The sequence below is a fragment of the Alterinioella sp. B-7 genome, assembly GCF_056857775.1.
Window position 1 is genome coordinate 119,785 of record NZ_JBSXNT010000032.1, and the last position, 22,956, is coordinate 142,740.

A 22,956-nucleotide genomic window follows, 5' to 3' on the forward strand; every position below is an offset into this window, starting at 1 on the left:
TTTTGTCCGGCACGTAATGGGAACAGTTGATCGTTATGAAAGCCCGCCGCCCATGTCCCTCGACATCCCCCCGCCAAGCGCCCAACGGATCGCCATTATCGGTAGCGGTATCTCGGGCCTTGCCGCCGCCTACGCCCTGTCGCCGCGCCATTCGGTGACGCTGTTCGAGGCCGCGCCGCGCCTTGGCGGTCACGCCCGCACCGTCATGGCGGGGCTGCGGGGCGATCAGCCCGTCGATACCGGGTTCATCGTCTTCAACTACGCCAATTACCCGCATCTGACGCGGATGTTCCAGGACCTCGACGTGCCGGTTACGAAAAGCGACATGAGCTTTGGGGCCACCATCGACGATGGCCGCATCGAATACGGGCTGCGGACCATCGGGGCGATGCTGGCCCAGAAACGCAACCTTGCGCGCCCCGCCTATCTGCGGATGCTGCGCGACATCCTGCGCTTCAACGCCCGGGCCGAGGAATTTGCCAAGGACGATCAGGCCACCATCGGCGACCTTTTGCAGGGGCTCGACCTCGGCGACTGGTTCCGCCGCTATTACCTGACGCCGCTTTGCGGTGCGATCTGGTCCACGCCCACCGATCAGATCCTCTCATTTCCCGCCAGCGCCATGGTGCAGTTCTTCCGCAATCACGCGCTTCTCTCCGCGACCGGGCAGCATCAATGGTGGACGGTTCAGGGCGGCAGCGTCGAATATGTCACCCGGCTGGAGCGCCACCTGAAGGGCCAGGGCGTCGCGATCCGCAAGGGCTGCCCGGTGATGTCGGTCTCGCGCGTGGGCGGCCTCAGTTCCGTCGCCACAGGGCGCGCCGCACCCGAGGTGTTCGACCAGGTCGTCTTCGCCTGCCACGCCGACCAGGCGCTGCGCCTTCTGGACCGGCCGAGCCTCGAGGAAGAGGCCGCGCTGTCCGCGATCCGGTTCCAGGACAACCAGGTCTGGCTGCACCGCGACGCGGACCAGATGCCGAAACGGCGCGCGGTCTGGTCCTCCTGGGTCTACCAGGCCGACACGCGCGCGCCCGAGACGCAGATCGGCGTGACCTACTGGATGAACCGGTTGCAGAACATCCCCGAGGGTGATCCTCTCTTCGTGACGCTGAACCCCGCCCGCGCCATCGACCCGGCCAAGGTCTATGACCAGACCACGTTCCGCCACCCGGTCTTCGACCATGCCGCCATTGCCGCACAGGCCACGCTGCGCAAGATCGCGGGGCAGAACAACACCTGGTTTGCCGGGGCCTATACGCGCCACGGCTTCCATGAGGACGGCTTTGCCAGCGCCATGCGCATCGCCCGCACGCTGGACAGCCGCGAACGGATCGCCGCGTGAGGTTTCAACCGCAGCATATCCGGGCCGAAACGACCCACGCACGCCGAGGCAGCATCCGCCACGCCTTCACCCATGCGGTGGATTACGTGCTGATCGACCCGGAGGCCAGGACCGGCCCGACCCTCTTTCGCCGCAACAGGCCCGGCCTCTCTGCCGTGCATGACCGCCACCATGGCGGCATGCCGAAAAAGGGGCGCGGGCGCGCTTGGGCGGTCGAGGTGTTCGGGGCTGCGGGGCTTGAGGATGCGCAGATCCTGCTGCTCACCCAACCCGCCATCCTTGGCCGCGTCTTCAACCCGGTCAGTTTTTGGCTGGCGATGCGCGGGGGTGATCTGGTCGCGGTGATCGCCGAGGTCACCAACACCTTCGGCGACCGGCACAGCTATCTCTGCCACTTGCCCGGCTTCGCGCCGATCACGCCCGAGGATGAGATCAGCGCAGGGAAACTCCTGCATGTCTCGCCCTTCCAGGATGTCGCGGGCCGCTATAGGTTCTGCTTCCGCATCGAGCCTGATCGCATCGCCATCCGCATCGCGCATGAGGACGGCGAGGAGGGCGTCATCGCCACCCTTACCGGCCCGCGTGAGCCCCTGACCAACGCCGCCATCCTGCGCATGTCCATCGCCCGTCCTTTCGGGGCCGCCCGCACATGGATGCTGATCCACTGGCACGCGTTGCGCCTGAAACTCAAAGGGGCCGCCTATCGCCCCCGTCCTGAACCACCCAAGCAAGAGGTGAGCCGATGCTCTTCCTGACAACCCGCATCAAACGCGATTTCCTGGACAGTTGCGCGGCCATCACCAGGGGCCGGCTGCGCCTGATTACGCCCGAAGGCGAGATCCATGATTTCGGCCAAGGCAGCCCGGAGGCCGAGCTGCAGCTGCATGACTGGTCCGTCGTCACCGCCTGCGCCGCCAAGGGCGATATCGGGTTGGGGGAAACCTATGTCGCGGGGCTCTGGGACACACCCTCCATCGCTGATCTGTGCGAAGTGTCGCTGCTCAACCTGCGGGAATTGGAGCGCTTCGCCTATCTCGGCCTCTGGGCGCGGCTTGGCTACCGGCTGCTCAACTCCCTCTTCCGGGCCAATTCGCGCAAGGGCTCACCGCGCAACATCCGCGCCCATTACGATGTCGGCAACGAGTTCTATTCCCTCTGGCTCGACCCCGGCATGACCTATTCCTCGGCGCTGTTCGATGCGGGGGCTGACCTTGAGGGCGCGCAGACCCGCAAGAACGCGCGCATCCTGGACAAGCTTGCGCCCGGTGAGAGCATATTGGAGGTCGGCTGCGGATGGGGCGGCTTTGCCGAACAGGCGGCGGAGCGGGGCCAGCATGTCACCGGCCTCACCCTTTCGCCAAGCCAGAAGGGATACGCCGATGCGCGGCTGGACGGGCGTGCCGAGATCCGGTTGCAAGATTACCGCGAGGCGCGGGGGCGCTTCGACAATATCGTCTCCATCGAGATGATCGAGGCGGTCGGCGAACGCTACTGGCCGACCTATTTCGCCACGCTGAAAGACCGGCTGGCAGAGGGCGGTCGCGCCGTCTTGCAGGTCATCACCGTGCCTGACGACTATTTCCCGACCTATCGCAGCGGCAGCGACTATATCCGTCAGCACATCTTTCCGGGCGGCATGCTGCTGGCGCCCGGCATCTTCCGGCGCGAGGCCGCGAGGGCGGGGCTGGTGGCGGAGGATCCCTTCTTCTTCGGGCAGGATTATGCCCGCACCTGCCGCATCTGGCACGAACGCATGAACGCGGAGGAGACGCGCATCAAGCGTCTCGGCATGGGCGAGGAGTTTCTGCGCAGTTGGCGGTTCTACCTCGGCTCCTGCGCGGCGGCCTTCACGACCGGGCAGACCGACGTGATGCAGGTGGCGCTGTCCCATGCGGAGGAGGCGTGATGGAGCTTCTGCTGCTTTTCCTGATCCTGCTGATCGTGATCGCGATCATCTATCACGCGCGCGCGGGCTTCCACACGCAGCGGCACTATCACTACGCCGACACCACACCCGCGATCGACATCCGCCGCCACCTCTGTGGCCCGATGGTCTGTGACGGGGTGATCTACGGGCCGTTCGGTCGCGTCTCCTCGCGCTTCACCGCGCGGATGGAGGGGACATGGGACGGCGCAAGCGGCACGCTGTCCGAGGCGTTCCGCTACTCCAGTGGCAAGACGCAGGACCGCGAATGGCACCTGAAGGCGGGCAACGATGGGGCGTTCACCGCGACCGCCGACGATATCATCGGCACGGCGCAGGGCCAGCAATCGGGCGCGACCTTGCGCATGACCTACCGGCTGCGCCTGCCGGCGGACGCGGGCGGGCATGTCCTTTCCGTCACCGATTGGATGTATCTGCTGGACAATGGCACGCTGGTGAACCGATCCGTCATGCGCAAATTCGGCCTGCCCGTCGCACAGCTGATCGCAACGATGAGACCCGCATAGGATGTTGAGAGACAGGACATACTGGCTGATCGGAGCGAGCGAGGGCCTGGGCCGCGCCTTGGCGAAGGCGTTGGACGCAGAAGGCTGCCGCCTGATCCTGAGCGCGCGCAGCGAGGACCGGCTGCGCGACTTGGCCGGGGAGGTATCAAATGCCCGCGTGCTGCCGCTCGACGTGACCGATGACGACGCGGTGCGAGAGGCGGTCGAGGCAGCGGGCGATATCGACGGGCTGATCTATTCGGCGGGCGCCTATGAGCCGATGCCCGCGACCGACTGGGACGTGCCCGCGAGCCTCCTGATGACGGATGTGAACTACAAGGGCGCGCAGCGGGTGATCGGCTATGCCCTGCCGGGGATGATCGACCGCAACCGGGGGCATATCGTGGTGATCGGCTCGATCTCGGGCTGGCGGGGCTTGCCTGGCGCGGTCGGATACGGGGCCAGCAAGGCGGCGCTGATGCACCTGGCCGAGAACCTCTACATGGACCTCAAGGGCACGAATATCCGCGTGCAGCAGGCCAATCCGGGCTTCATCCGCACCCGGCTGACCGACAAGAACGAGTTCAACATGCCGATGATCATGGACCCCGACGAGGCCGCGGCGCAGGTCGTGAAGGCGATGACGTCACGCCGCTTCGCCACCTCGTTCCCCGGCCCGATGGCCTGGTTCTTCCGCCTCGGGGCGCGGCTGCCGATCAGCTGGTTCCGCAAGATCATGGACCGGGGCTGAGACGGGCGGCGTGTTGGCAAACGGCCCCGCATCTGCCATCACCGCCGCCATGCCCGGATTTCGCCGCTACGCTGTTTTCTTCGTCCCCACCGGCGCGCTCTATGACCGCGCGGCGGAGTGGCTTGGGTGGGACAGTGTCGCGGGCGTGGCATTGCCGCCCCCTGAGCCGCGGCTTGTGGACCGGCCCAGGAAATACGGCTTTCACGCCACGCTGAAACCGCCCTTCCGGCTGGCCGAGGGAAGCCGAGAGGCCGATCTGCGCGACACCCTCGCCCGCATCGCCGCCGGGACCGCCCCGATAGACCTGCCCGCCCTGACCGTCACCGCCCTTGGCCGGTTCCTTGCCCTGACCCCCTCGGCCCCCTGCCCCGCCATGCAAAGGCTGGCCGCGCAGGTGGTGATGGATCTGGACCAGTTCCGCGCGCCGCCGAGGAGGGATGAGCTCGCCCGCCGCCGAAAATCGCGCCTGTCACCGCGGCAGGAGGACCATCTTGCCCGCTGGGGCTATCCTTTCGTGCTGGACCAGTTCCGGTTTCACATGACCCTGACCGGCCCAGTGCCGCAGGGGCAGGTCGAGACCCTCTGCCAGAACCTCGCCGATCACTTCGCGGATGTGCTGGACCGGCCGGAGCGGATCGCCGATCTGGCGCTGATGGGGGAAGACGCGGAGGGGTTCTTCCACCTCCTGCGCCGCGTTCCCCTGACGGGTCAGCCCCGGTAGAGTCTGAGCAACGCCGCGCCGCCCAATGTCATCATCGTGGCCGCGACCTTGGCCAGGTTGAGCGGTTCGCGGAACACGCCGACCCCGATGAAAAGCGCGAAGATGATGCTGGTCTCGCGCAGCGCGGTGACCAGGGCGATGGGGGCCTGGGTGAAGGCATACATGACCAGCGCATAGGCGATGAAGGATGCGCCGCCGCCCAGGAAGATCGAGCGCGGCAGCCGGATCGCGGCGGGCAGAAGCCGGGGCCGCGCCAGACCCATGACGCCCGCGAAAACCGCCGCATTGGCCAGCGAATGCCACGCATAGAATCCAAGCGCCGTGCCCGCCACCCGCGCGCCCAAGCCATCGACGATGGAATAGGAGGCGATGAAGCCACCCGTGGTCAGCGCCAAGAGCGCCGCCTTGCCCTGGAACACGCCATCGGCCCGGCGCACGAGCGAGATTGACCCGATGCCAAGCGCGATCAGCACGATCCCCGCCAGTTGCTGCGGCGCAAGCTGCACGCCAAGGAACAGGATCGACACGGCGGTCACAATCAGCGGCGAGGAGCCGCGCGCGATCGGGTAGACCTGGCTGAGATCGCCGATCCGGTAGGCCGCGATCAGGAACGCCTGGTAGCCGAAATGCAGGCCCACGCCGCCGATGAGATAGGGCAGAGAGGCCATGTCGGGGACCGGCACGAAGGGCAACAGGACAAGACCCGACAGGCCCTGCCCGATCACCACCGCTGTCATCGCCGCCGCCTTGTCCGCGCCGCCCTTGACCAGCGCGTTCCAGACCGCGTGCAGCACGGCGGCGGCAAGGACCATCAGGAAAACCGCGCCCGTCATGCTGCAATCCCCGCCATGAAAACCCGTCCTGCCCTGAAATCAACCCGTTCACACCTATCCGAGCTTTCGCGCGGGAACCAGCGGCATGACACCCGTCAACATGCAATTTCCTGTGCCGAAGCGGTGGTAAAGCGTTGATCTTGCCCGGTTGAACCCGCAATGTCCCGCCGCATGAGACCAGACGCGCGCAGCCCGACATGACCCTCCTCCTCCTGATCGAACAATGCCTGAACGGGTTGCAGATGGGCGTGGCCCTGTTCCTGATGGCCGCCGGCCTGACGCTGATCTTCGGCGTCATGGGGGTGATCAACCTCGCGCATGGCTCGCTCTTCATGGTGGGGGCCTTCGCGGCGGCGGGCGTGGCGGCGACGACCGGCTCCTATACGCTGGCGCTGATCGCGGCGCTGGCGGCCTCCGCCGTGGCGGGCGTGCTGATGGAGGTGCTGGTGATCCGCAGGCTCTATGCGCGCGACCATCTCGACCAGGTGCTGGCCACCTTCGCGCTGATCCTGATCTTCTCGGAAGGAACCCGGTTCCTCTTCGGCTCCTTCCCGCTCTATATCGACACGCCCGCGTTACTGTCGGGCCCGATCACATTGCCCGGCGGCATCGACTACCCGCGCTACCGGCTTTTCATCATCGCCATGGGGCTGGCCATCGCGGGCGGCCTGTTCTGGTTCATCGCGCGCACCCGGATCGGCATCCAGATCCGCGCGGGCGAAGTCGACCGCGAGATGATCGCGGCGCTCGGCGTCGATATTTCCAAGCTCTACACCGCCGTCTTCGCGCTCGGGGCCGCGCTGGCGGGGCTGGCGGGCGCGCTGATCGGAGCCATTCAATCGGTCGAGGTCGGCATGGGCGAGCCGGTGCTGATCCTGGCCTTCGTGGTCATCGTCATCGGCGGTATCGGCTCGATCAAGGGGGCCTTCATCGGGGCGCTGCTGGTGGGGCTGACCGACACGCTTGGCCGCGTGCTGCTGCCGCAGGTCTTCGGCCTCGTGATGGACGCCTCATCGGCCACGACGGTCGGCGCATCGCTGGCCTCGATGGCGATCTACATCCTGATGGCGGGGATCCTGGTCTTCCGTCCCTCCGGCCTTTTCGGCAGGGCCACCTGATGCGGCGCGAGACGCTCCTGAACGCGGCCATCCTGGCCGGGTTCCTCGCCCTGCCGCTATGGGCCTGGATGGCGGATGAGCCCTTCATCATCACGCTGACCACCCGCGCCGCGATCCTGGCGCTGGCCGGTGTCGGCCTCAACCTGGCGCTTGGCCTGGGAGGGCTCGTCAGCCTCGGCCATGCCGCGTTCTTCGGGATCGGGGGCTACGCGATGGGGGTGCTGGCCTTTCACGCGCAGACCTATACCCCGCTGACGGAGGCGCCTTTCCTGATCGAGGGCACCAAGTCGATGCCGGCGATCTGGCTGGTGGCCCTGATCACGTCCGCCCTCGCCGCCCTGGTCATCGGCGCGCTGTCCCTCCGCACCTCGGGCGTCTATTTCATCATGATCACGCTGGCCTTCGGGCAAATGTTCTATTTCTTCATGATCTCCTGGCCCGCCTATGGCGGCGAGGACGGCATGTCGATCTACCTGCGCAACGGCTTTCCCGGCCTCAACACGCTGGACCCGATCCAGTTCTACGCGCTCTGTTTCGTACTGCTGGCCGGTGCCCTCTGGCTGGTCAGCCGCATCCAGCATTCCGCCTTTGGTCTGGCGCTTGCCGCCGCGCGCCAAAATCCGATGCGCGTGACTTCTGTCGGCATCCGCCCGCGCAGCCTGCACTTGCTCGCCTTCACCCTGTCGGGCGCGATCACCGGCCTTGCGGGCGCGCTTTTTGCCGATCTCAACCGTTTCGTCAGCCCGACGATGTTCAGCTGGCAGACCTCGGGCGAGATCATGGTTTTCGTCATCCTGGGCGGTGTCGGGCGGCTCTTCGGCCCCGTGCTTGGTGCCGCGATCTTCATCGCGATGGAGCATTGGCTGGATGGCGTGTCGGATTACTGGCACATCTATCTTGGCGCGATCCTGCTTGGCATGGTGCTTTTCGCGCGCGGCGGCCTCATTGGCCTGATCGCGGGGCGGGAGGTGGCACATGACTGAGCCTGTCCTGCAGGTCCGGGGTATCCGCAAATCCTTCGGCGCGCTCACAGCGAACGAGGATGTCAGCCTGGACCTGCGGCGCGGAGAAATCCACGCCCTGATCGGCCCCAACGGCGCGGGAAAATCGACGCTGATCGCGGCCATATCCGGCGCGCTGACGCCCGATGCGGGCACCGTCCACCTGGCGGGGCGCGACCTGACCGGCCTCGACATGGCGGCGCGCGCACGGGCGGGGCTTGGTCGCACCTTCCAGATCTCGGCCCTGGCGATGGAGATGAGCGTGCTGCAAAACGCCACCCTCGGGGCGCTCGGGGGACACGCGTTTCGCCTGTTCCGCCCGGTGATGCGGGACGCTGGCTTGCGGCAGGTGGCGCAAGCCGCCCTCGCCCGCGTCGGGCTACAGGGTCACGCCCGCACCCGCACCGCCGACCTCAGCCACGGCCAGCGCCGCCAGTTGGAGGTCGCCATTGCGCTGACGCTCGCCCCGCGCGCCTTCCTGATGGATGAGCCGATGGCCGGGCTCGGGCTGGAGGGGACCGCCGCCATGACCGGGCTTCTGGACGCGCTGCGGGTTGAAGCGCCGATCCTGCTGGTCGAACACGATATGGACGCGGTATTTCGCCTCGCCGACCGGATCAGCGTGCTGGTCTATGGCCGCATCATCGCCACCGGAACGCCGGCCGAGATCCGCCAGAACGCGGATGTCCGCCGCGCCTATCTGGGCGAGGAGGCCAGCCCGTGAGCCTTCTGGAACTCGATCACATCGCCGCCTCTTACGGCCCCTCGCAGGCTCTCTTCGATATAAGCCTTGCGCTCGATCCCGGCGAGGTTCTGGCGCTGATGGGGCGCAACGGGATGGGCAAATCGACCACGATCAATGTGATCTGCCGACTCTTGCCCTATCACGGGGGCCAGTTACGGCTCGATGGCCGCGACATGGCCAACGTGCCGTCCTACCGTGCCGCGCGGATGGGTCTGGGGCTGGTGCCCGAGGGGCGGCGCTGTTTCGGCCCCCTGACGGTGCGGGAAAACCTGATCGCCGCCGCCCGCCCCGGCACCTGGGATTTCGCCACCGTCACAGCGCTATTCCCGCGCCTCGCCGAGCGCGAGGGGCAGATCGCGGCCTCGCTATCGGGCGGGGAACAGCAGATGCTGGCCATCGGTCGCGCCCTGATGACCAACCCGCGCCTCCTGATCCTCGACGAAGCGACGGAAGGGCTGGCCCCGCTGGTGCGGCAGGAAATCTGGGAGGCCATCGCGCGGCTGAAACGTGACAGCGGGCTGGCGATCCTTGTGGTCGACAAATCCCTGGCCGAGCTTGCCCGCATCGCCGATCGCGGTGTGATCATCGAGAAAGGCGCGACCGTCTGGAGCGACGGTTTCACCGCCCTGACCCCCGAGATCACCGACCGCTACCTGGGGGTCTGACGCACCTATCATTTTTGGTTAGATTTTCTGACCAATATCGGCTAGTCTTTCCGAAACCGACTGACTCGCGGACAAGGAGGAGCCTGCCGCCCATGTCCACCATCGCCATGCCCGCCCCCGACGCGTCGATCCTGTCCCGCAAGGACCAGATCGTGGCCGCCCTGGCCGAGGCCATCGGCGCGGAGGACGTGATCTCGGACCCGGTCGAAACGCGGGCCTATGAATGCGACGCGCTGACCGCCTATCGCTGCCCCCCGCTGGCCGTGACCCTGCCGCGCACGACCGAAGGCGTCGCCGCCGTGATGCGGGTCTGCCACCAGATGGGTGTGCCGGTTGTGCCGCGCGGGGCCGGAACCTCGCTGGCGGGCGGTGCGCTGCCCACGGCCGACAGCGTCATCCTGGGCACCGCGCGGCTGCGCGACGTGCTGGAGGTCGACTATCCCAACCGCTTCATCCGGGTTCAGACGGGGGTGACCAACCTCTCCGTCTCCGCACATGTCGATGCCGACGGGTTCTTCTACGCGCCCGACCCCTCCAGCCAGTTGGCCTGCGCCATCGCGGGCAATATCGCGATGAACTCGGGCGGCGCGCATTGCCTGAAATACGGCGTGACCACTAACAACCTTCTGGGCGTGCGCATGGTGCTGGCGGATGGCGAGATCGTCGAGCTTGGCGGCGCACAGATGGAGGCGGGCGGGCTGGACCTGCTCGGCCTCATTTGCGGCTCAGAGGGGCAGTTGGCGGTCGTGACGGAAGCCACCCTGCGCATCTTGCCCAAGCCCGAGGGCGCGCGGCCCGTCATGATCGGCTATGACAGCGCCGAGGTCGCGGGGCAATGCGTGGCCGACATCATCAAATCGGGCCTCCTGCCCGTGGCCATCGAATACATGGACCGGCCCTGCATCGAGGTGGTCGAGAATTTCGCCCATGCCGGATACCCGATCTGCGAGGCGCTGCTGATCGTCGAGGTCGAAGGTTCCGAGGCCGAGATCGAGGATCAACTGGGCAAGATCACCGCCATCGCGCAGTCGCTGGACCCGGTCGAGATGCGCGTGAGCGAAAGCCTTGAGGAAAGCGCCGCGATCTGGAAGGGCCGCAAATCGGCCTTCGGGGCGATGGGGCAGGTCAACGATTACATGTGCCTGGATGGCACCGTGCCGGTCTCGGCCCTGCCCCGGACCCTCAGGGGCATCGGCGATCTGGCCGCCGAGCACGGGCTGCGCGTGGCCAATGTGTTTCACGCGGGCGACGGCAACATGCACCCACTGATCCTCTACAACGCCAACACGGCGGGCGACCTGGAACGGGCCGAGGCACTCGGGGCCGAGATCCTGCGCCTCTGCGTCGAGATGGGCGGCTGCCTGACCGGCGAACATGGCGTGGGGATCGAGAAACGCGACCTGATGGGGAACCAGTTTTCCGAATCGGACCTGGAAATGCAGATGCAGGTCAAGGATGTGTTCGACCCGAACTGGCGCCTGAACCCCACCAAGGTCTTTCCGCTTCCGGCCAGCGAAACACGGCGGAACCGGGCATGAAATCAAGGGTTTGCACAGGGTGATCCGGACCTATCGGACATGCGGGGCATGAAGGGGCGACAGTTGTTATTGTCATTTGCACACTTATTGGGCTATGGTCATGGCATCCCTCCCGCCTTTTGCTGGGCATTGAATGCCAAAGGACTTTTGCATGACCAAGCTCTTTTCCCATCCGCTGCGTACCGTCATCGCAGCCCTTGCCCTGATCGCAACCACCGTCCCCGCCCTTGCCTCCTGGGGCGTCACCATGCCCATGCCGGTCGCCCCGCAGATCGACCTGACGCCGCATGTGAACGACCTGCCCGCCCCCCTCTCTCTCGACGCCGCGCTGGAGCGGATCGAGGCGGGCACCCCTGTCCTGCCAGCGCCCCCTCCCGCACGGGGCGTTCTGTCGGGCCTTTCCTCCGGCCCCGACGCAGCGCCGCCCTGCCTGCTCTCTACGGGCATCCTGCCCCCCGCGATGGGCTGGCACGAAGGTGCCTGGAACGTCGCCTCCCGGAACTGACCCGACGGGAGGGCCTTGCATGAGCGCCCTCCTCACCCCCGCCAATGAGGCCGAACTGGCCGAAACCGTCGCAGATGCTGCGGCGAGCCATACCCGCCTGCGCATCCGGGGCGGCGGCACCCGCAGCGTCATCGGCCAGGCCATCGAGACCGACACCACCCTCTCAACGGATCGCCTGACCGGCATCACGCTCTATGAGCCCGGCAGCCTCAACATGGTGGTGCGCGCGGGCACGCCGCTGGACGAGGTCACGTCGGCCCTCGCCACTGAGAACCAGCACTTGGCCTTCGAGCCGATGGACCATCGCGGCCTCCTTGGCTCGAACGGAACGCCGACCGTGGGCGGTATGGTCGCCGCCGCCATCTCCGGCCCGCGCCGGTTGGCTGTTGGCGCCTGCCGCGATCATCTTCTGGGCGTGCGCTTCGTCAACGGGCGCGGCGAGGTGCTGAAGAATGGCGGGCGGGTGATGAAGAACGTCACCGGGCTGGACCTCGCGAAACTGATGTGTGGCGCCTATGGCACGCTCGGCATCCTGACCGAAGTGTCGCTGAAAACCCTGCCGCGCCCTGAGACCGCCTGCACCCTCGCCTTTCCCGGTCTGACCGTGGCGCAGGCCACCGACCTCTTCTGCGCCGCCCTCGGCACGCCTTACGAGATTTCCGGCGCGGCCTGGCAGGGGGGCACGGCTTATCTTCGGCTGGAGGGGTTCGATTTGCAGGTCCGGAACCGCGCCACGCAATTGCAGGCCCGGTTCCGCGACCTCGACAGCGACCGGATCGAGGGCGCAGGCCACAAGGCGCTCTGGCGCGATATCCGCGATCTGACGGCGGTCCAGGGCCGCGACGATACGCTCTGGCGACTATCCCTCAAACCCACGGACGCGGCCCTGCTGACCTCGCATTTGCACGACCGTCTGGGGGCGGAGGCCAGCCTCGATTGGGGCGGCGGGTTGATCTGGCTTTCGGTGCCCGCCCACCACGCCGACCCGGCCCCGGTGATCCGTGACGCGCTCGGCCCGTATGGCGGCCACGCCACCTTGATCCGCGCGCCCGAAGACCTGCGCCGCTGCACGCCCGTCTTCCAGCCGCAGGCCCCGGCACTGGCCAGGATCTCCGAGGGCCTGCGCGCCAGGTTCGACCCCAATCACATCCTCAACCCCGGCCTGATGGGCTAATCCCATGCAAACCAGTTTCACCGACGCCCAACTGCAAGACCCCGGCACCGCGCGCGCCAACGAGATCCTGCGCGCCTGCGTGCATTGCGGCTTCTGCACCGCGACCTGCCCCACCTACAAGGTGCTCGGAGACGAGTTGGACAGCCCGCGCGGCCGCATCTACCTGATGAAGGACATGCTGGAGAACAGCCGCGTGCCGGACCCGAAGACGGTCAAGCATATCGACCGCTGCCTGTCCTGTCTCGCCTGCATGACGACCTGCCCCTCGGGCGTGCATTACATGCACCTGGTCGACCACGCCCGCACCTATGTCGAGGCCAATTACAAACGCCCCCTGATGGACCGCCTGCTGCGCTGGACGCTGGCGCGCATCCTGCCCTACCCGATGCGGTTTCGCGCGGCGCTGGCCGGCGCGAAACTGGCCAAACCCTTCGCCCGCCTGATCCCCGACGCCCGCCTGCGCGCGATGCTGGCGATGGCCCCCAAGACCATCCCGCCGGTCAGCCGCAATGACGACGCGCAGGTCTTTCCCGCCACAGGCCCCCGCAAGGCCCGCGTCGCCCTGATGACGGGCTGCGCGCAGAAGGCGCTCAACACCGATATCAACGACGCCACCATCCGCATCCTGCGCCGCCATGGTTGCGAGGTCGTGGTGGCGCGCGGCGCGGGCTGCTGCGGGGCGCTGACCCATCACATGGGCAAGACCGATGAGGCCCACGCCACGGCGGCCGGGAACATCCGCGCCTGGGCCGCCGAGATCGACGGCGAAGGGCTCGACGCCATCGTCATCAACACCTCGGGCTGCGGCACGACGGTGAAGGATTACGGCCACATGTTCCGCACCACCGACCTGGCCGACGATGCCGCCCGCGTCGCCGCCATCGCGCAGGACATCACCGAGCTTCTGGCCGGTCTCGACCTCCAGCCCCGGGCGCCTGCCCTGCGCGTTGCCTATCACGCCGCCTGTTCCCTGCAACACGGGCAGAAGATCACCACCCACCCCAAGGCGCTGCTCAAAGCGGCGGGCTTCACCGTGGTCGAGCCGCGTGACGCGCATTTATGCTGCGGCTCGGCGGGCACCTACAACCTGCTGCAACCCGAGATCTCGGGCCAGCTCAAGACCCGCAAGGTCGAGACGCTCCAGGCCACCGACCCGCAGATCATCGCCGCCGGCAATATCGGCTGCATGATGCAGATCGGTTCGGCCACCGAGATTCCCATCGTCCACACGGTCGAGCTTCTGGATTGGGCCACCGGCGGCCCCAGACCACCCGCCCTGGCCGATCTTGCAACCTGATGCTTCTTTGTTCCGGAAATATCCCCGCCGGAGGCACCAAAAAATAGAGCAAACCCGCCAGGGTTTTCAATCTGGTCAGGTGCGCGCCTTCTCGAACGCCTCCCACGCGGCCTCGAACGCGGCGAAGTCGAACCCATCCGCCCGCGCCGGGTCCAGCACGATCTTCTCGGTCGCCAGAAGGCTTTCGATCCCGGCCTGCAAGCCCCCGACGACATCTTCCGGGATCACCAGCGCACCGTGGCGGTCGGCATGGATCAACTCGCCGGGACGCACGGAGAGGCCGAATATCCGCACCTCGCAATCCAGATCGCGCACATGCACGAAGCCATGACTCGGCCCGATTGATCCCGCCACCACGGGAAACCCCTCGGGCAGGTCGCCCAAGTCCCGCATGACGCCGTTGGTCAGCGCACCCGACAGGCCGAACCCCTTGTGGATCGTCGTGTTGATCTCGCCCCAATAGGCCCCGATCGCGGCGGCCCCGTCCAGATCCTCGACCACCGCCACGCCGGGGCGCGGGCCCTCCGACATGTAGCGGTAATAGGCCATCCGACGGGTGCGGATCACGTCCGGGGCCTCTGTCGGCGGGGCCAGTGCCGCGATCCGCGCGGTGCGGGCATAGCCCACCATCGCCTCGCCCGGCGCCGAGCACACCATCGTGCCACGGGTGAACCGGTCGAACCCGCGCTTGCCCTGCACCACCTCGATGGCATTGCAGACGGTGGGGGTATCGACCTTGCGCAAAAGGTCCAGAAGTGTCGTGTCCATCAGGCCTCCATCCAGCGGCGGATGGCCGCTATTGTCAGTTCGGGTTGTTCCAGGGTGGGCAGGTGCCCGGCGTTCTCGATGATCTGCAACTGGCTGCCCGACAGCAGCCCGTGCATGTAGTCGTGCCGCTCGATCGGGCAGAGCGTATCCTCGCGCCCGCACAGCACCAGCGCCCGACCCTTGTAGGCGCGCAGCACCTCGGACTGGTCGACCCGGTCGCGCAGCGCGCGGGACTGGTGGATGAAGACATCCGGGCCCAGATCCAGCGCCATCGCCATGCAGAGGTCGAGGATCGCGCCCCGGCGGGGGCCATCGGCCAGGTAATTGGGCTTCATCTCGTCGCGCATGATCCGGGCCAGACCGCCTCGCGCCGCCGCCTCCATCTGCGGCGTCCGGCCCGCCCGCTTCTCCTCGGTCTCGGCACGCGGATTGGTGTCCAGAAGCGCCAGCCGATCCACTCGCGCGGGGGCCTGGCGCAGGATCTCCATCGCCACGATCCCGCCCATGGACAGCCCCAGGAGTGCAAAGCGTGGTGGCGCGACGGCCAGCACCTCGCGCGCCAGTTCGACCATCGTGTCCTTGCCGCCGATGGGCAGGGTCATCAGCGGGTAGGTGCCGGACAATGCCTCGATCTGCGGGCCGAAGAGGCGCGCGTCGCACATCATCCCCGGTAGCATCACAAGCGGTGTCACAGCCGTGCATCCGCCCGCGCCGCACCCTCCGACAGGGCCGCGAGCTTGGCATAGGCGATGGCGGGATCGACCGCGCCGAAGCCCGCGAAGGTGCCGAAGCCGCAATCGCTGCCTGCGATCACCCGCTCCTTGCCGACGATGCCCGCGAAGCGCTCGATGCGTTGCGCCACGACCTCCGGATGTTCGATGAAATTCGTCGTCGTATCCACGACCCCCGGCACCAGGATCTTGTCATCGGGGATCTCGGCACGGCGGTCGCGGAACACGGTCCATTCATGCGCATGGCGCGGGTTCGAGGTCTCGAAGAGCAGGTATTGCGCCTTGGCCGACATCAGCGTCGAGAACACCTTGTCCATCGGGATATCGCAGCAATGCGGCCCCTCGTAATTGCCCCAGCAGATATGGATGCGGACCTTCTCCTGCGGCACGTCGGCAAGCGCGTGGTTCAGCGCGGCGACATGGTCACCCGCGACCTGCACGAACTCCGCATCCGAGAGATCATTGAACAGCATGTGCCGCGACAGCGCCAGGTCGGGGCAGTCCAGCTGCAGGTCCAGCCCCGCCGCCACGATGGTCTCGTATTCCGCCTTCATCGCATCGGCGAGTGCCGCCAGATAGGCCCCGCGCGTCTTGTAATGGTCGTTTTGCAAGAAGAGCGAGATCACCCCCGGCGAGGCCGCGTTCATGAAACCGCGTGTCGCGCTATGGTCAGTCATAGCCGCCTTGAGGTTGTCGATGTCCTTCTGCAATTCCCCCTGCCCCTTGGATCGCACCTCGCCGGTACACATCGGACGGGCGTATTGCGGCGTGCCACCATCGTCAGCCAGCCGTTGCAGGAAGCTCGGGAACATCTTGAGATCGGCGGGCGCGTTGCGGGGGCTGTCGCCCGAGAACCCGGTATAGCGATCCTTGACGTAGGTGGCGTAGGAGATCTTCGAGGTCTCTCCATCGCTGACAATATCTATCCCCGCCTCGACCTGTTTGCGCACGGTCTCGGAGACCGCCGCCGTCATGCAGGCATCGAAAGCGGCGGGGTCGTATTCGGTGCCGTTCTCGCGGGCGAAGATGAAATCGACCACCTCTTGGCTGCGCGGCAGCGATCCGACATGGGTTGCGAGGAGTTTCGTCATTTCATCTGTCCTTTCGTCTCGGTGGCTTTCAGAACCGGCCAGCTCTTCCAGGTCGTGCCATAGTCGATGCGGACCTTTTCGGGCAAGCCGCCCGGGGCAAGCCAGACCCACCCTCGATGCGCGATGTCATAGGCATCCATATCCTCACGCACCGGCAGCCGGTCCAGCGCCACATCCCACGCGTTCCCTTGAGGGGTGGCAACGCGGGCGTAGGTGCCCGGCCCCGAAACGCCGGGGCCGGGCTGCATCGCGAATGTCACCTGGGCGAAGCTGCCCATCTTTCGCGTGACCTCCGGGTTGCGCAAGCTGCGCCAGAAAAGCGCCCCCGCAACGCCTGCCACCGCCAGCCCGCCCCAGAGCGATGCAGACGCACCCGAGGTGACCCCGGCGACCAGCATGCTGAGGCCGACAAGCGCGGCAAAGCCTGTGAGGATGCGCATCACCGCTCACCCCTTCCAGGTCGGTCCCGCCGCATCGTCCGTGGCGATGACGTGGAAAAGCGCGGCCTCGCCGGTCATCGAGGGCACGACGGAATGTGCCAGGCCCTCGGGCACCGACATCGTGTCGCCGGGGGCGAGAGTGGCGCTGCCGCCGTCCCAGTCCACGCGCCAATGGCCTTTCACCGGCATCAGGACCGAGGGCTTGTCATGCTCATGCTTTTCCTGCGTCGCGCTGGCGCGGGTGAGGAAATCGACCTCGAAACCGGGCTTGTCGCGAATGAGACCCTCCGCGCCGATCACCTTGACGGGCTTTTCCTCCGCCAGCGCCACCATGTCGAGATAGCGGCGCACATAGCCGCCGATCACGTCCATGGCGCTCGGGCAATCGACCTCGGCCAGTTCCTCTTTCGACAGGAGCGGCATCGGGTCGACACCCTCGGGCAGGCGCTCGCCCTTCTTGCTGTCATAGAGCTTGCCATTCTCGCCCAGGATCAGCCCATGCGCCTTGGCATCCTCGATCACATGCGGGGCCCAGATGACGCCGCCGCCGGCATCGTCGCCGCCCAGGATCGCCATGATCATCCCGTAATCGGTGCCGATATTCTCGAAGCCGCGAAAGATGTTGGTGGGGATGTTGAAGATGTCGCCCTCTTCCAGGATGACCTCGCCCGCGTCGCCCTTCTCGCCCCAGAAGAAGCGCCAGCGGCCCTTGAGGACAAAGAAGACCTCCGCCGTGCGGTGGTTGTGCATCGAGTTGCGGCATTTCGGCGGCTGGCCCGCGGCACCGATGTTGAAGCCGTGCGGGATGGTGATGTGCACGTGCTGGTCGGGGCTCTCGGAGACGCCGCCGCCGATGATGGTGAAGTTCTCCTTCTGGTCGCTGCCCGGTGTGTGGGCGTCGATGAAGGCGGTCTTGCAGGGGTGAAGCTCGCCGTAGCGAACGATGCGGGATTCCATTTCGGAAGGGGTCATGGGATTGGTCCTTATTGGGTCGGAAGGGGGGCGATCCTTGCAAGGATCGCCTGACTTTCTTGCAAGAAAGTCAGCCCCCCGGCGGATGCGGGTTGAGCCGCTCGGCCCGCCGCGCCTGAAGCGCCACGTGCAGGCGTCTGACAGGTTCGCGTTGCTCCTGGATCACTGCGCGGCCCCTTGCAGCAGCATCTGCTTCCAGACCGAGGTTTCGTCGAACAGCGTGAATTCCCGTCGCAAGCTCACCTGGCCGCCGATCACCTCGCCGAACTCGGCATGGCTGATCCCCAGGATATAGACCTCGGCCCCGGTCGGCACGCCAAACGCCCCCCACCCGGTGTGCTTGCCATGCAGCGACCAGCGGATCGCGGCGCGCGGGCACATGTTGGGGTCGTCGCGCCCGATCTGGTGTTCGATCCTGAATTCCGCCCCCGGAAAGGCCGCGCGCAGGCCCATCCAGAACTGATCGACCGCGCCCCACCCATGGCCAGTGACGCCGCCCGGGTATTCCGTCTGCACGGCGCGGTCATAGTCGCGTTCGATCGTGGCCATGTCCGCGCCCATGATCCGGGTCAGGATACCGCCATAGCGCGCGCCCCATTCATTGTCATTGCCCCGGCCTTTGTAGGGGCCTTCGACATCATTGGCGGGCGTCAGCGGCTGCACGCAATTCTCCGGGCCCCCTTCGCGCGCGATGAGGTCGGCGGCATAGGCTTTCGGCTCCCACCCCATCTGGCGCACGATGGCGCCCTGGTCGCGGATCAGCCATTCATCGTTGATCTGGTTGTTGATCGCATGGCAATCGGCCAGGATGCGGTAGTGCAGCTTCCTGCCCGTCGCCGTGCCATACATGCCGTCGCGCGCGTGCGTCGCGGTCGAGATGATGCGGTGCGAGGACAGCATCCCCTCCTCGGGCGTGCCCGACCAGATCACATCCTCGCCCAACAATTCCCGGTCCGGGAACTCGGCCAGCGTCGCCATGGTGGCCCCGATGACATTCTGGTTGCCGATCACCACCGAGGCCGGGCTGCGCACCACGATCTCGTCGCCGTAATACTGGTGCAGCGTGGCGATGCCCCGATCCTCCCAGATCTCCTTGGTGATGCCGATGATGTAGTCGGGGAAATCGCTGAACTTGGGGTCGAAACCTTGCATCTCTTCTATCCTTTGTCTTTCGGGCTGCGGGCCGAGCCGCGCAGGATGAGGGGGCCGTCGATCGCCACCCGGCGCGGGCGGGCGGTCTGGGGCGTGTCGATATGGTCCATCAGCGCCGCGACGGTTTCACCCACCATCAGGTTGGCGCGCTGGCGCACGGTGGTCAGGTTGTAGGCGGGCCAGGCGGCGGGCGGCACGTCGTCATAGCCGACCACCGAGACCTCACCCGGCACCGCGATGCCAAGCTCGAACCGCAGCACATCCATCACCGCGAAGGCCATGTGGTCATTGGCGACAAAAACCGCATCGGGGCGTCGATCCGCGGGCTTGTCGAACATGGCGCGGGCGGCCTCGCGGGCGCGGGCGGTGTCGAAATCCCCGACCTCGCGGGAAAACACCTGCTGTCCGGCGTCGTGCAACGCGGCGGTGAACCCCGCCTCGCGGTCGCGTTGGGTCGAGGCGCCCTCCCACCCGGCGATATAGCCGATGCGCCGATGCCCGCCCGCCATCAGGAATTCGGCCACCTTGCGCCCGCCGGCAACATTGTCCGAGGAGATCGACGTGATCCCCTCGATATCCTGGCTGCGGTTGAACAGCACCACGGGCACGCCCGCCGACTGGCAGCGCTCGGCCACGTCCGAGGACAGCGAGACCGAGGCGATGACGATGCCGTCGACCTGGTAATCCAGGATCTCGGACATCACATCGTCCAGATTGCCCGCGTTCTGCGAGGCCATGAAGATCAGCACGTGATAGCCGCGCGCCTGCAACGCGTTGGACAGCTTCTCCAGCGCCTCGGGGTAGAAGTAGTTTTCCAGATAGGCCACCACCAGCCCGATGATCCGGCTTTTGCCCGATACCATCGCGCGGGCCAGGACATTGGGCCGGTAGCCCAGTTCCTCGGCCGCCTTGCGCACCTTTTCGGCGGTTTTCTGGGACACCGAGGCACCGGGCGTGAAGACCCGGCTGACCGCGCTCTGGCTGACGCCTGCGCGGGCGGCCACCTGCAGGGATGTGACCTTGCCCGCCATCACTCGGCCGTCCATCCGCCGTCGATCAGGAGCGCCGTGCCCGTGACCATGGCCGAGGCATCGCTGGCCAGGTAGGCGACCGCGCCCATGATATCCTCGACCTCGCCGACGCGACCCAGTTTGATCTTGTCGGTGATCCACTTGGCGCGCTCGGGGTTGTCCAGCGTGACCTGCGCCAGCGGCGTTCGGATGAAGGTGGGGCAGATCGTGTTGACGCGGATGCCCATCGGCCCCCATTCCACCGCCATCGCCTTGATCATCCCCTCCAGCCCGTGCTTCGCCGCGCAATAGACCGCGCGGTCAATGCCGCCGACATGGCCCATCTGGCTGGAGATATGGATGATCGAGCCGCGCAGCCCCGCCGCCTGCATCGCCTTCGCGGCACCGGCGGACAGGAAATAGGCCGCGCGCAGGTCCAGATCCATCACCGCGTCGTAATCCTCGGGTGTGGTCTCCAGCGCGGGCCCATGCCGCGCCATTCCGGCAGAGTTCACCACCACGTCGAACGGGGCCTGGCCCGCCATCGCATCGCTGAGCGCGTCCAGATCGGCCATATCCAGCGCCAGCGCCTCGGCCGACCAGCCCTCCGCCGCCATCGCGTCAACCGTGGCTTGCAGTTTCTCGACCCCGCGCGCGGCACAGACCACATGCGCCCCCGCCTCGGCCAGCGCCACGGCACAGCCCTGGCCGATGCCCGAGGACGCGCCGGTCACCAGCGCGCGCTTGCCGTCGAGGCGGAACGAGGGGGTGCGGGGAAGTCTGGTCAAAACGAAAGCCGTCCTTTCAATTCGGAATAGTCGATCATGACATGATCACAATAGACCCGTCGCTGTTGCAGCGTGTCGTAATACGCCCTCAGCCCATCCGGCGGCTGGCGTGGCAGATCGAGCGTGAAATAACGATACAGCACGTGCCCGGCCCAGAGATCCGCAAGCGAGAACCGGTTGCCCATCAGCCAGGCCTCGGCGCCGCGCTGCGCCATGGCCAAAGCCGCAAGTGCTTCGAACCGGCGCAACGCCGCAATGACCGCCGCCATGTCGCGATCCGCCTCGGGGGTGCGGTAGAAGCCCCAGAAAACCTGCAATGTGAAGGTGCGGCACATCGTGTGCTTGGCCCATTCCGCCCAACTGTCGCCACGCGGATCGTCGGTCGACAACCGCCCCTGACCAAAGCGCCGATCCAGGTAACGCAGGATCGCCGCGCTTTCGAACAACGCGACCTCTCCATCCTGCAAGACCGGGATCAGGCCCATGGGATTCATCTTGCGGTATTCAGGCGTATCATTGCCCCCGAACCGCCCCCCGACATCGCGCCGCTCGACATCCAGGCCGAGTTCGGCAAGCCCCCACATGACGGCTTGCACGTTCGATGACGTTGCTCTGCCATGCAGGACAAGGCTCATGCCGCGCGCCCCGTTTCATCGTCAAAGCCCATGCGCGCCTTGTTGAATTCACGCATCCGGGCGAAGGGATCGACGCCGATCTGGTCATACATGTGCAGAAGGTCCACCAGCACCCAGTTCTCGCGGATCAAACCGCCTTCGATGCGCCAGAAATCGAGGCTGCGCATCGAGACCTTCTGCCCCGAGGGTGCAATCCCCAACCAGCCCGGCGCGGTGATGGTCTGCATCATGTTGGGCCAGCCTGTGACGGCGGCATAGTTGCGGTCGCCGAAGAAATGATAGGTGATCTCGTCCAGGTATTGCCCCCGGTCGGGCATTCCGGCCAGAAAGGGGATCTGGTGCCAGTCGCGGAAGCCCTTGATGCCCCGGCCCGATCCGATACCCGCAGGCCCGTACCAGTTTATTTTCGGATGCCAGAATTTCGGCATCTCCATGACTTCCGGCCCGCCCTGGCTCGGGTGGCGCTTGAGATGCTCCAGCATGTCGATGATCAACGCGCAGGAGGCCGCGCCCTCGGCCTCGTCATAAGGCCCCGGCACGATCCCGTCGGGCGTTGCCGGTCCCGGCACCAGGACCTCACGCCCGAGCGAAGGGGCGAGCGGCCAGGCACCTGCCTGCATCATCACCTCGGGAATGTCCCAGATGGCCTGGACCTCGACAACCTTGCCGTCTTCGAGGCGGTAAAACTCCGCAAAGCGCATGGTGACGATATGGCCCGTGGGCGGAATATCCATCCAGGGGCGCTTGAACGTGCCGGTATAGAACCCGCCACAGCCGACCCAATCGGCGGCGTGTTCATCCGGCCCCGCCATGACGATGTAATCGCGCCGCTCGAGATCGGGCCAGGCGCGGGCCAGGGGCGCAAAGGTCGCGTCAAAGAAGCCATCCGGCCCCTGAATGTCGCCGAACGGGTGGCAGTGACGGAAAAGCGCATCGGGCGCCACCGCCTGCAAGGCCCGGCGCGCGCTGGCCTCGTCGAAGTCGTAGAGTGCCGCGCGCAGCGGCTCCAGCAGCGCCTTGTGATGCGTGTGGCGGTCGGTCATTCCCCGGCCTCCCACACGGGCCTTGCCTTGAACAGACCGCCTGCCAACGGCCCTTGCCCTCGCCACCACATGACCTCCGACTCCTCGGTTTTGAATACGTTTGCGAGGATGGTAAGCGGGGCGTCGAGGGAATGGCAAGCAGAAATTGCATACGTTTGCAAATCACGGCGATCCGGTGCTTAATCCGGCCATGCCCGCACCGTCCG

Annotated in this window: 25 protein-coding genes; 14 read left to right on the forward strand and 11 right to left on the reverse strand. The window is 66.5% G+C overall.

The window, feature by feature from the left end; all coding sequences use genetic code 11:
• Positions 1-52 precede the first annotated feature (52 nt).
• The 6 genes from AC13C7_RS10270 to AC13C7_RS10295 are packed head-to-tail and all read left to right on the forward strand — an operon-like array spanning position 53 to position 5,244.
• Positions 53-1,342, forward strand: a complete 1,290-nt coding sequence (locus AC13C7_RS10270) for an NAD(P)/FAD-dependent oxidoreductase (protein WP_482867405.1) — start codon at positions 53-55, stop codon at positions 1,340-1,342.
• The gene (locus AC13C7_RS10275; RefSeq protein ID WP_482867406.1) at positions 1,339-2,097 is read left to right on the forward strand and encodes a DUF1365 domain-containing protein; all 759 of its coding nucleotides are present in this window, start codon (positions 1,339-1,341) and stop codon (positions 2,095-2,097) included. Before AC13C7_RS10270 ends, AC13C7_RS10275 begins: the two co-directional genes overlap by 4 nt.
• Entirely contained in the window at positions 2,085-3,248 is a 1,164-nt protein-coding gene (locus AC13C7_RS10280; protein WP_482867407.1) for a class I SAM-dependent methyltransferase, read from the forward strand. The genes AC13C7_RS10275 and AC13C7_RS10280 overlap by 13 nt, the downstream gene beginning before the upstream one ends.
• Positions 3,248-3,793 (forward strand): DUF3833 domain-containing protein, encoded by a 546-nt coding sequence (locus AC13C7_RS10285; RefSeq protein WP_482867408.1) that lies wholly within the window; start codon positions 3,248-3,250, stop codon positions 3,791-3,793. The genes AC13C7_RS10280 and AC13C7_RS10285 overlap by 1 nt, the downstream gene beginning before the upstream one ends.
• Before the next feature lies 1 nt (position 3,794).
• Positions 3,795-4,523: an SDR family NAD(P)-dependent oxidoreductase gene (locus AC13C7_RS10290; protein WP_482867409.1), complete on the forward strand. Its 729-nt coding sequence runs from the start codon at positions 3,795-3,797 to the stop codon at positions 4,521-4,523.
• 49 nt (positions 4,524-4,572) lie between these two features.
• Complete coding sequence (locus tag AC13C7_RS10295) at positions 4,573-5,244, forward strand: DUF1045 domain-containing protein (protein WP_172317019.1); 672 nt, start codon at positions 4,573-4,575, stop codon at positions 5,242-5,244.
• Here AC13C7_RS10295 and AC13C7_RS10300 read toward each other — a convergent pair.
• Entirely contained in the window at positions 5,232-6,077 is an 846-nt protein-coding gene (locus AC13C7_RS10300; protein ID WP_172317017.1) for a DMT family transporter, read from the reverse strand. The genes AC13C7_RS10295 and AC13C7_RS10300 overlap by 13 nt on opposite strands.
• 197 nt (positions 6,078-6,274) lie before the next feature.
• Between AC13C7_RS10300 and AC13C7_RS10305 the strand changes: the two genes are divergently transcribed.
• From AC13C7_RS10305 to glcF, 8 genes are all read left to right on the forward strand, one after another.
• The gene (locus AC13C7_RS10305) at positions 6,275-7,195 is read left to right on the forward strand and encodes a branched-chain amino acid ABC transporter permease (protein ID WP_482867410.1); all 921 of its coding nucleotides are present in this window, start codon (positions 6,275-6,277) and stop codon (positions 7,193-7,195) included.
• Positions 7,195-8,178, forward strand: coding sequence for a branched-chain amino acid ABC transporter permease (locus AC13C7_RS10310; RefSeq protein ID WP_482867411.1), 984 nt, complete (start codon positions 7,195-7,197; stop codon positions 8,176-8,178). Before AC13C7_RS10305 ends, AC13C7_RS10310 begins: the two co-directional genes overlap by 1 nt.
• Positions 8,171-8,920 (forward strand): ABC transporter ATP-binding protein, encoded by a 750-nt coding sequence (locus AC13C7_RS10315; protein ID WP_482867412.1) that lies wholly within the window; start codon positions 8,171-8,173, stop codon positions 8,918-8,920. Before AC13C7_RS10310 ends, AC13C7_RS10315 begins: the two co-directional genes overlap by 8 nt.
• Positions 8,917-9,606, forward strand: coding sequence for an ABC transporter ATP-binding protein (locus tag AC13C7_RS10320; protein WP_482867413.1), 690 nt, complete (start codon positions 8,917-8,919; stop codon positions 9,604-9,606). Before AC13C7_RS10315 ends, AC13C7_RS10320 begins: the two co-directional genes overlap by 4 nt.
• Before the next feature lie 92 nt (positions 9,607-9,698).
• Positions 9,699-11,144 (forward strand): FAD-linked oxidase C-terminal domain-containing protein, encoded by a 1,446-nt coding sequence (locus AC13C7_RS10325; RefSeq protein WP_214647386.1) that lies wholly within the window; start codon positions 9,699-9,701, stop codon positions 11,142-11,144.
• A gap of 151 nt (positions 11,145-11,295) precedes the next feature.
• A complete protein-coding gene (locus AC13C7_RS10330) occupies positions 11,296-11,649 on the forward strand; it encodes a hypothetical protein (protein ID WP_172317007.1) in 354 nt (117 codons plus the stop codon).
• A 19-nt stretch (positions 11,650-11,668) separates the two neighbouring features.
• On the forward strand, positions 11,669-12,823 hold the full coding sequence (glcE, locus tag AC13C7_RS10335; RefSeq protein ID WP_482867414.1) for a glycolate oxidase subunit GlcE: 1,155 nt from the start codon (positions 11,669-11,671) through the stop codon (positions 12,821-12,823).
• A gap of 4 nt (positions 12,824-12,827) precedes the next feature.
• Complete coding sequence (gene glcF / locus AC13C7_RS10340) at positions 12,828-14,120, forward strand: glycolate oxidase subunit GlcF (RefSeq protein ID WP_482867415.1); 1,293 nt, start codon at positions 12,828-12,830, stop codon at positions 14,118-14,120.
• 75 nt (positions 14,121-14,195) lie between these two features.
• Here the strand turns inward: glcF and AC13C7_RS10345 are convergent, their stop codons facing one another.
• From AC13C7_RS10345 to AC13C7_RS10390, 10 genes are all read right to left on the reverse strand, one after another.
• Positions 14,196-14,888 carry an RraA family protein gene (locus AC13C7_RS10345; RefSeq protein WP_482867416.1) on the reverse strand — a complete coding sequence of 231 codons (693 nt, stop codon included), beginning with the start codon at positions 14,886-14,888 and terminating at the stop codon, positions 14,196-14,198.
• Positions 14,888-15,580 (reverse strand): alpha/beta fold hydrolase, encoded by a 693-nt coding sequence (locus AC13C7_RS10350; RefSeq protein ID WP_172316999.1) that lies wholly within the window; start codon positions 15,578-15,580, stop codon positions 14,888-14,890. Before AC13C7_RS10350 ends, AC13C7_RS10345 begins: the two co-directional genes overlap by 1 nt.
• Positions 15,577-16,710, reverse strand: a complete 1,134-nt coding sequence (locus AC13C7_RS10355; protein WP_482867417.1) for a cobalamin-independent methionine synthase II family protein — start codon at positions 16,708-16,710, stop codon at positions 15,577-15,579. The genes AC13C7_RS10350 and AC13C7_RS10355 overlap by 4 nt, the downstream gene beginning before the upstream one ends.
• Entirely contained in the window at positions 16,707-17,150 is a 444-nt protein-coding gene (locus AC13C7_RS10360) for a hypothetical protein (RefSeq protein WP_172316995.1), read from the reverse strand. The genes AC13C7_RS10355 and AC13C7_RS10360 overlap by 4 nt, the downstream gene beginning before the upstream one ends.
• 6 nt (positions 17,151-17,156) lie before the next feature.
• Positions 17,157-18,122, reverse strand: coding sequence for a cupin domain-containing protein (locus AC13C7_RS10365; protein ID WP_482867418.1), 966 nt, complete (start codon positions 18,120-18,122; stop codon positions 17,157-17,159).
• Between the two features lie 162 nt (positions 18,123-18,284).
• Entirely contained in the window at positions 18,285-19,274 is a 990-nt protein-coding gene (locus AC13C7_RS10370; protein ID WP_482867419.1) for a nuclear transport factor 2 family protein, read from the reverse strand.
• 5 nt (positions 19,275-19,279) lie between these two features.
• A complete protein-coding gene (locus tag AC13C7_RS10375; RefSeq protein WP_446169447.1) occupies positions 19,280-20,320 on the reverse strand; it encodes a LacI family DNA-binding transcriptional regulator in 1,041 nt (346 codons plus the stop codon).
• Positions 20,305-21,072 carry an SDR family NAD(P)-dependent oxidoreductase gene (locus AC13C7_RS10380; RefSeq protein ID WP_482867420.1) on the reverse strand — a complete coding sequence of 256 codons (768 nt, stop codon included), beginning with the start codon at positions 21,070-21,072 and terminating at the stop codon, positions 20,305-20,307. Before AC13C7_RS10380 ends, AC13C7_RS10375 begins: the two co-directional genes overlap by 16 nt.
• Positions 21,069-21,707 carry a glutathione S-transferase family protein gene (locus AC13C7_RS10385; RefSeq protein ID WP_482867421.1) on the reverse strand — a complete coding sequence of 213 codons (639 nt, stop codon included), beginning with the start codon at positions 21,705-21,707 and terminating at the stop codon, positions 21,069-21,071. The genes AC13C7_RS10380 and AC13C7_RS10385 overlap by 4 nt, the downstream gene beginning before the upstream one ends.
• Positions 21,704-22,750 (reverse strand): ester cyclase, encoded by a 1,047-nt coding sequence (locus tag AC13C7_RS10390; RefSeq protein ID WP_482867422.1) that lies wholly within the window; start codon positions 22,748-22,750, stop codon positions 21,704-21,706. The genes AC13C7_RS10385 and AC13C7_RS10390 overlap by 4 nt, the downstream gene beginning before the upstream one ends.
• Positions 22,751-22,956: the final 206 nt, after the last annotated feature.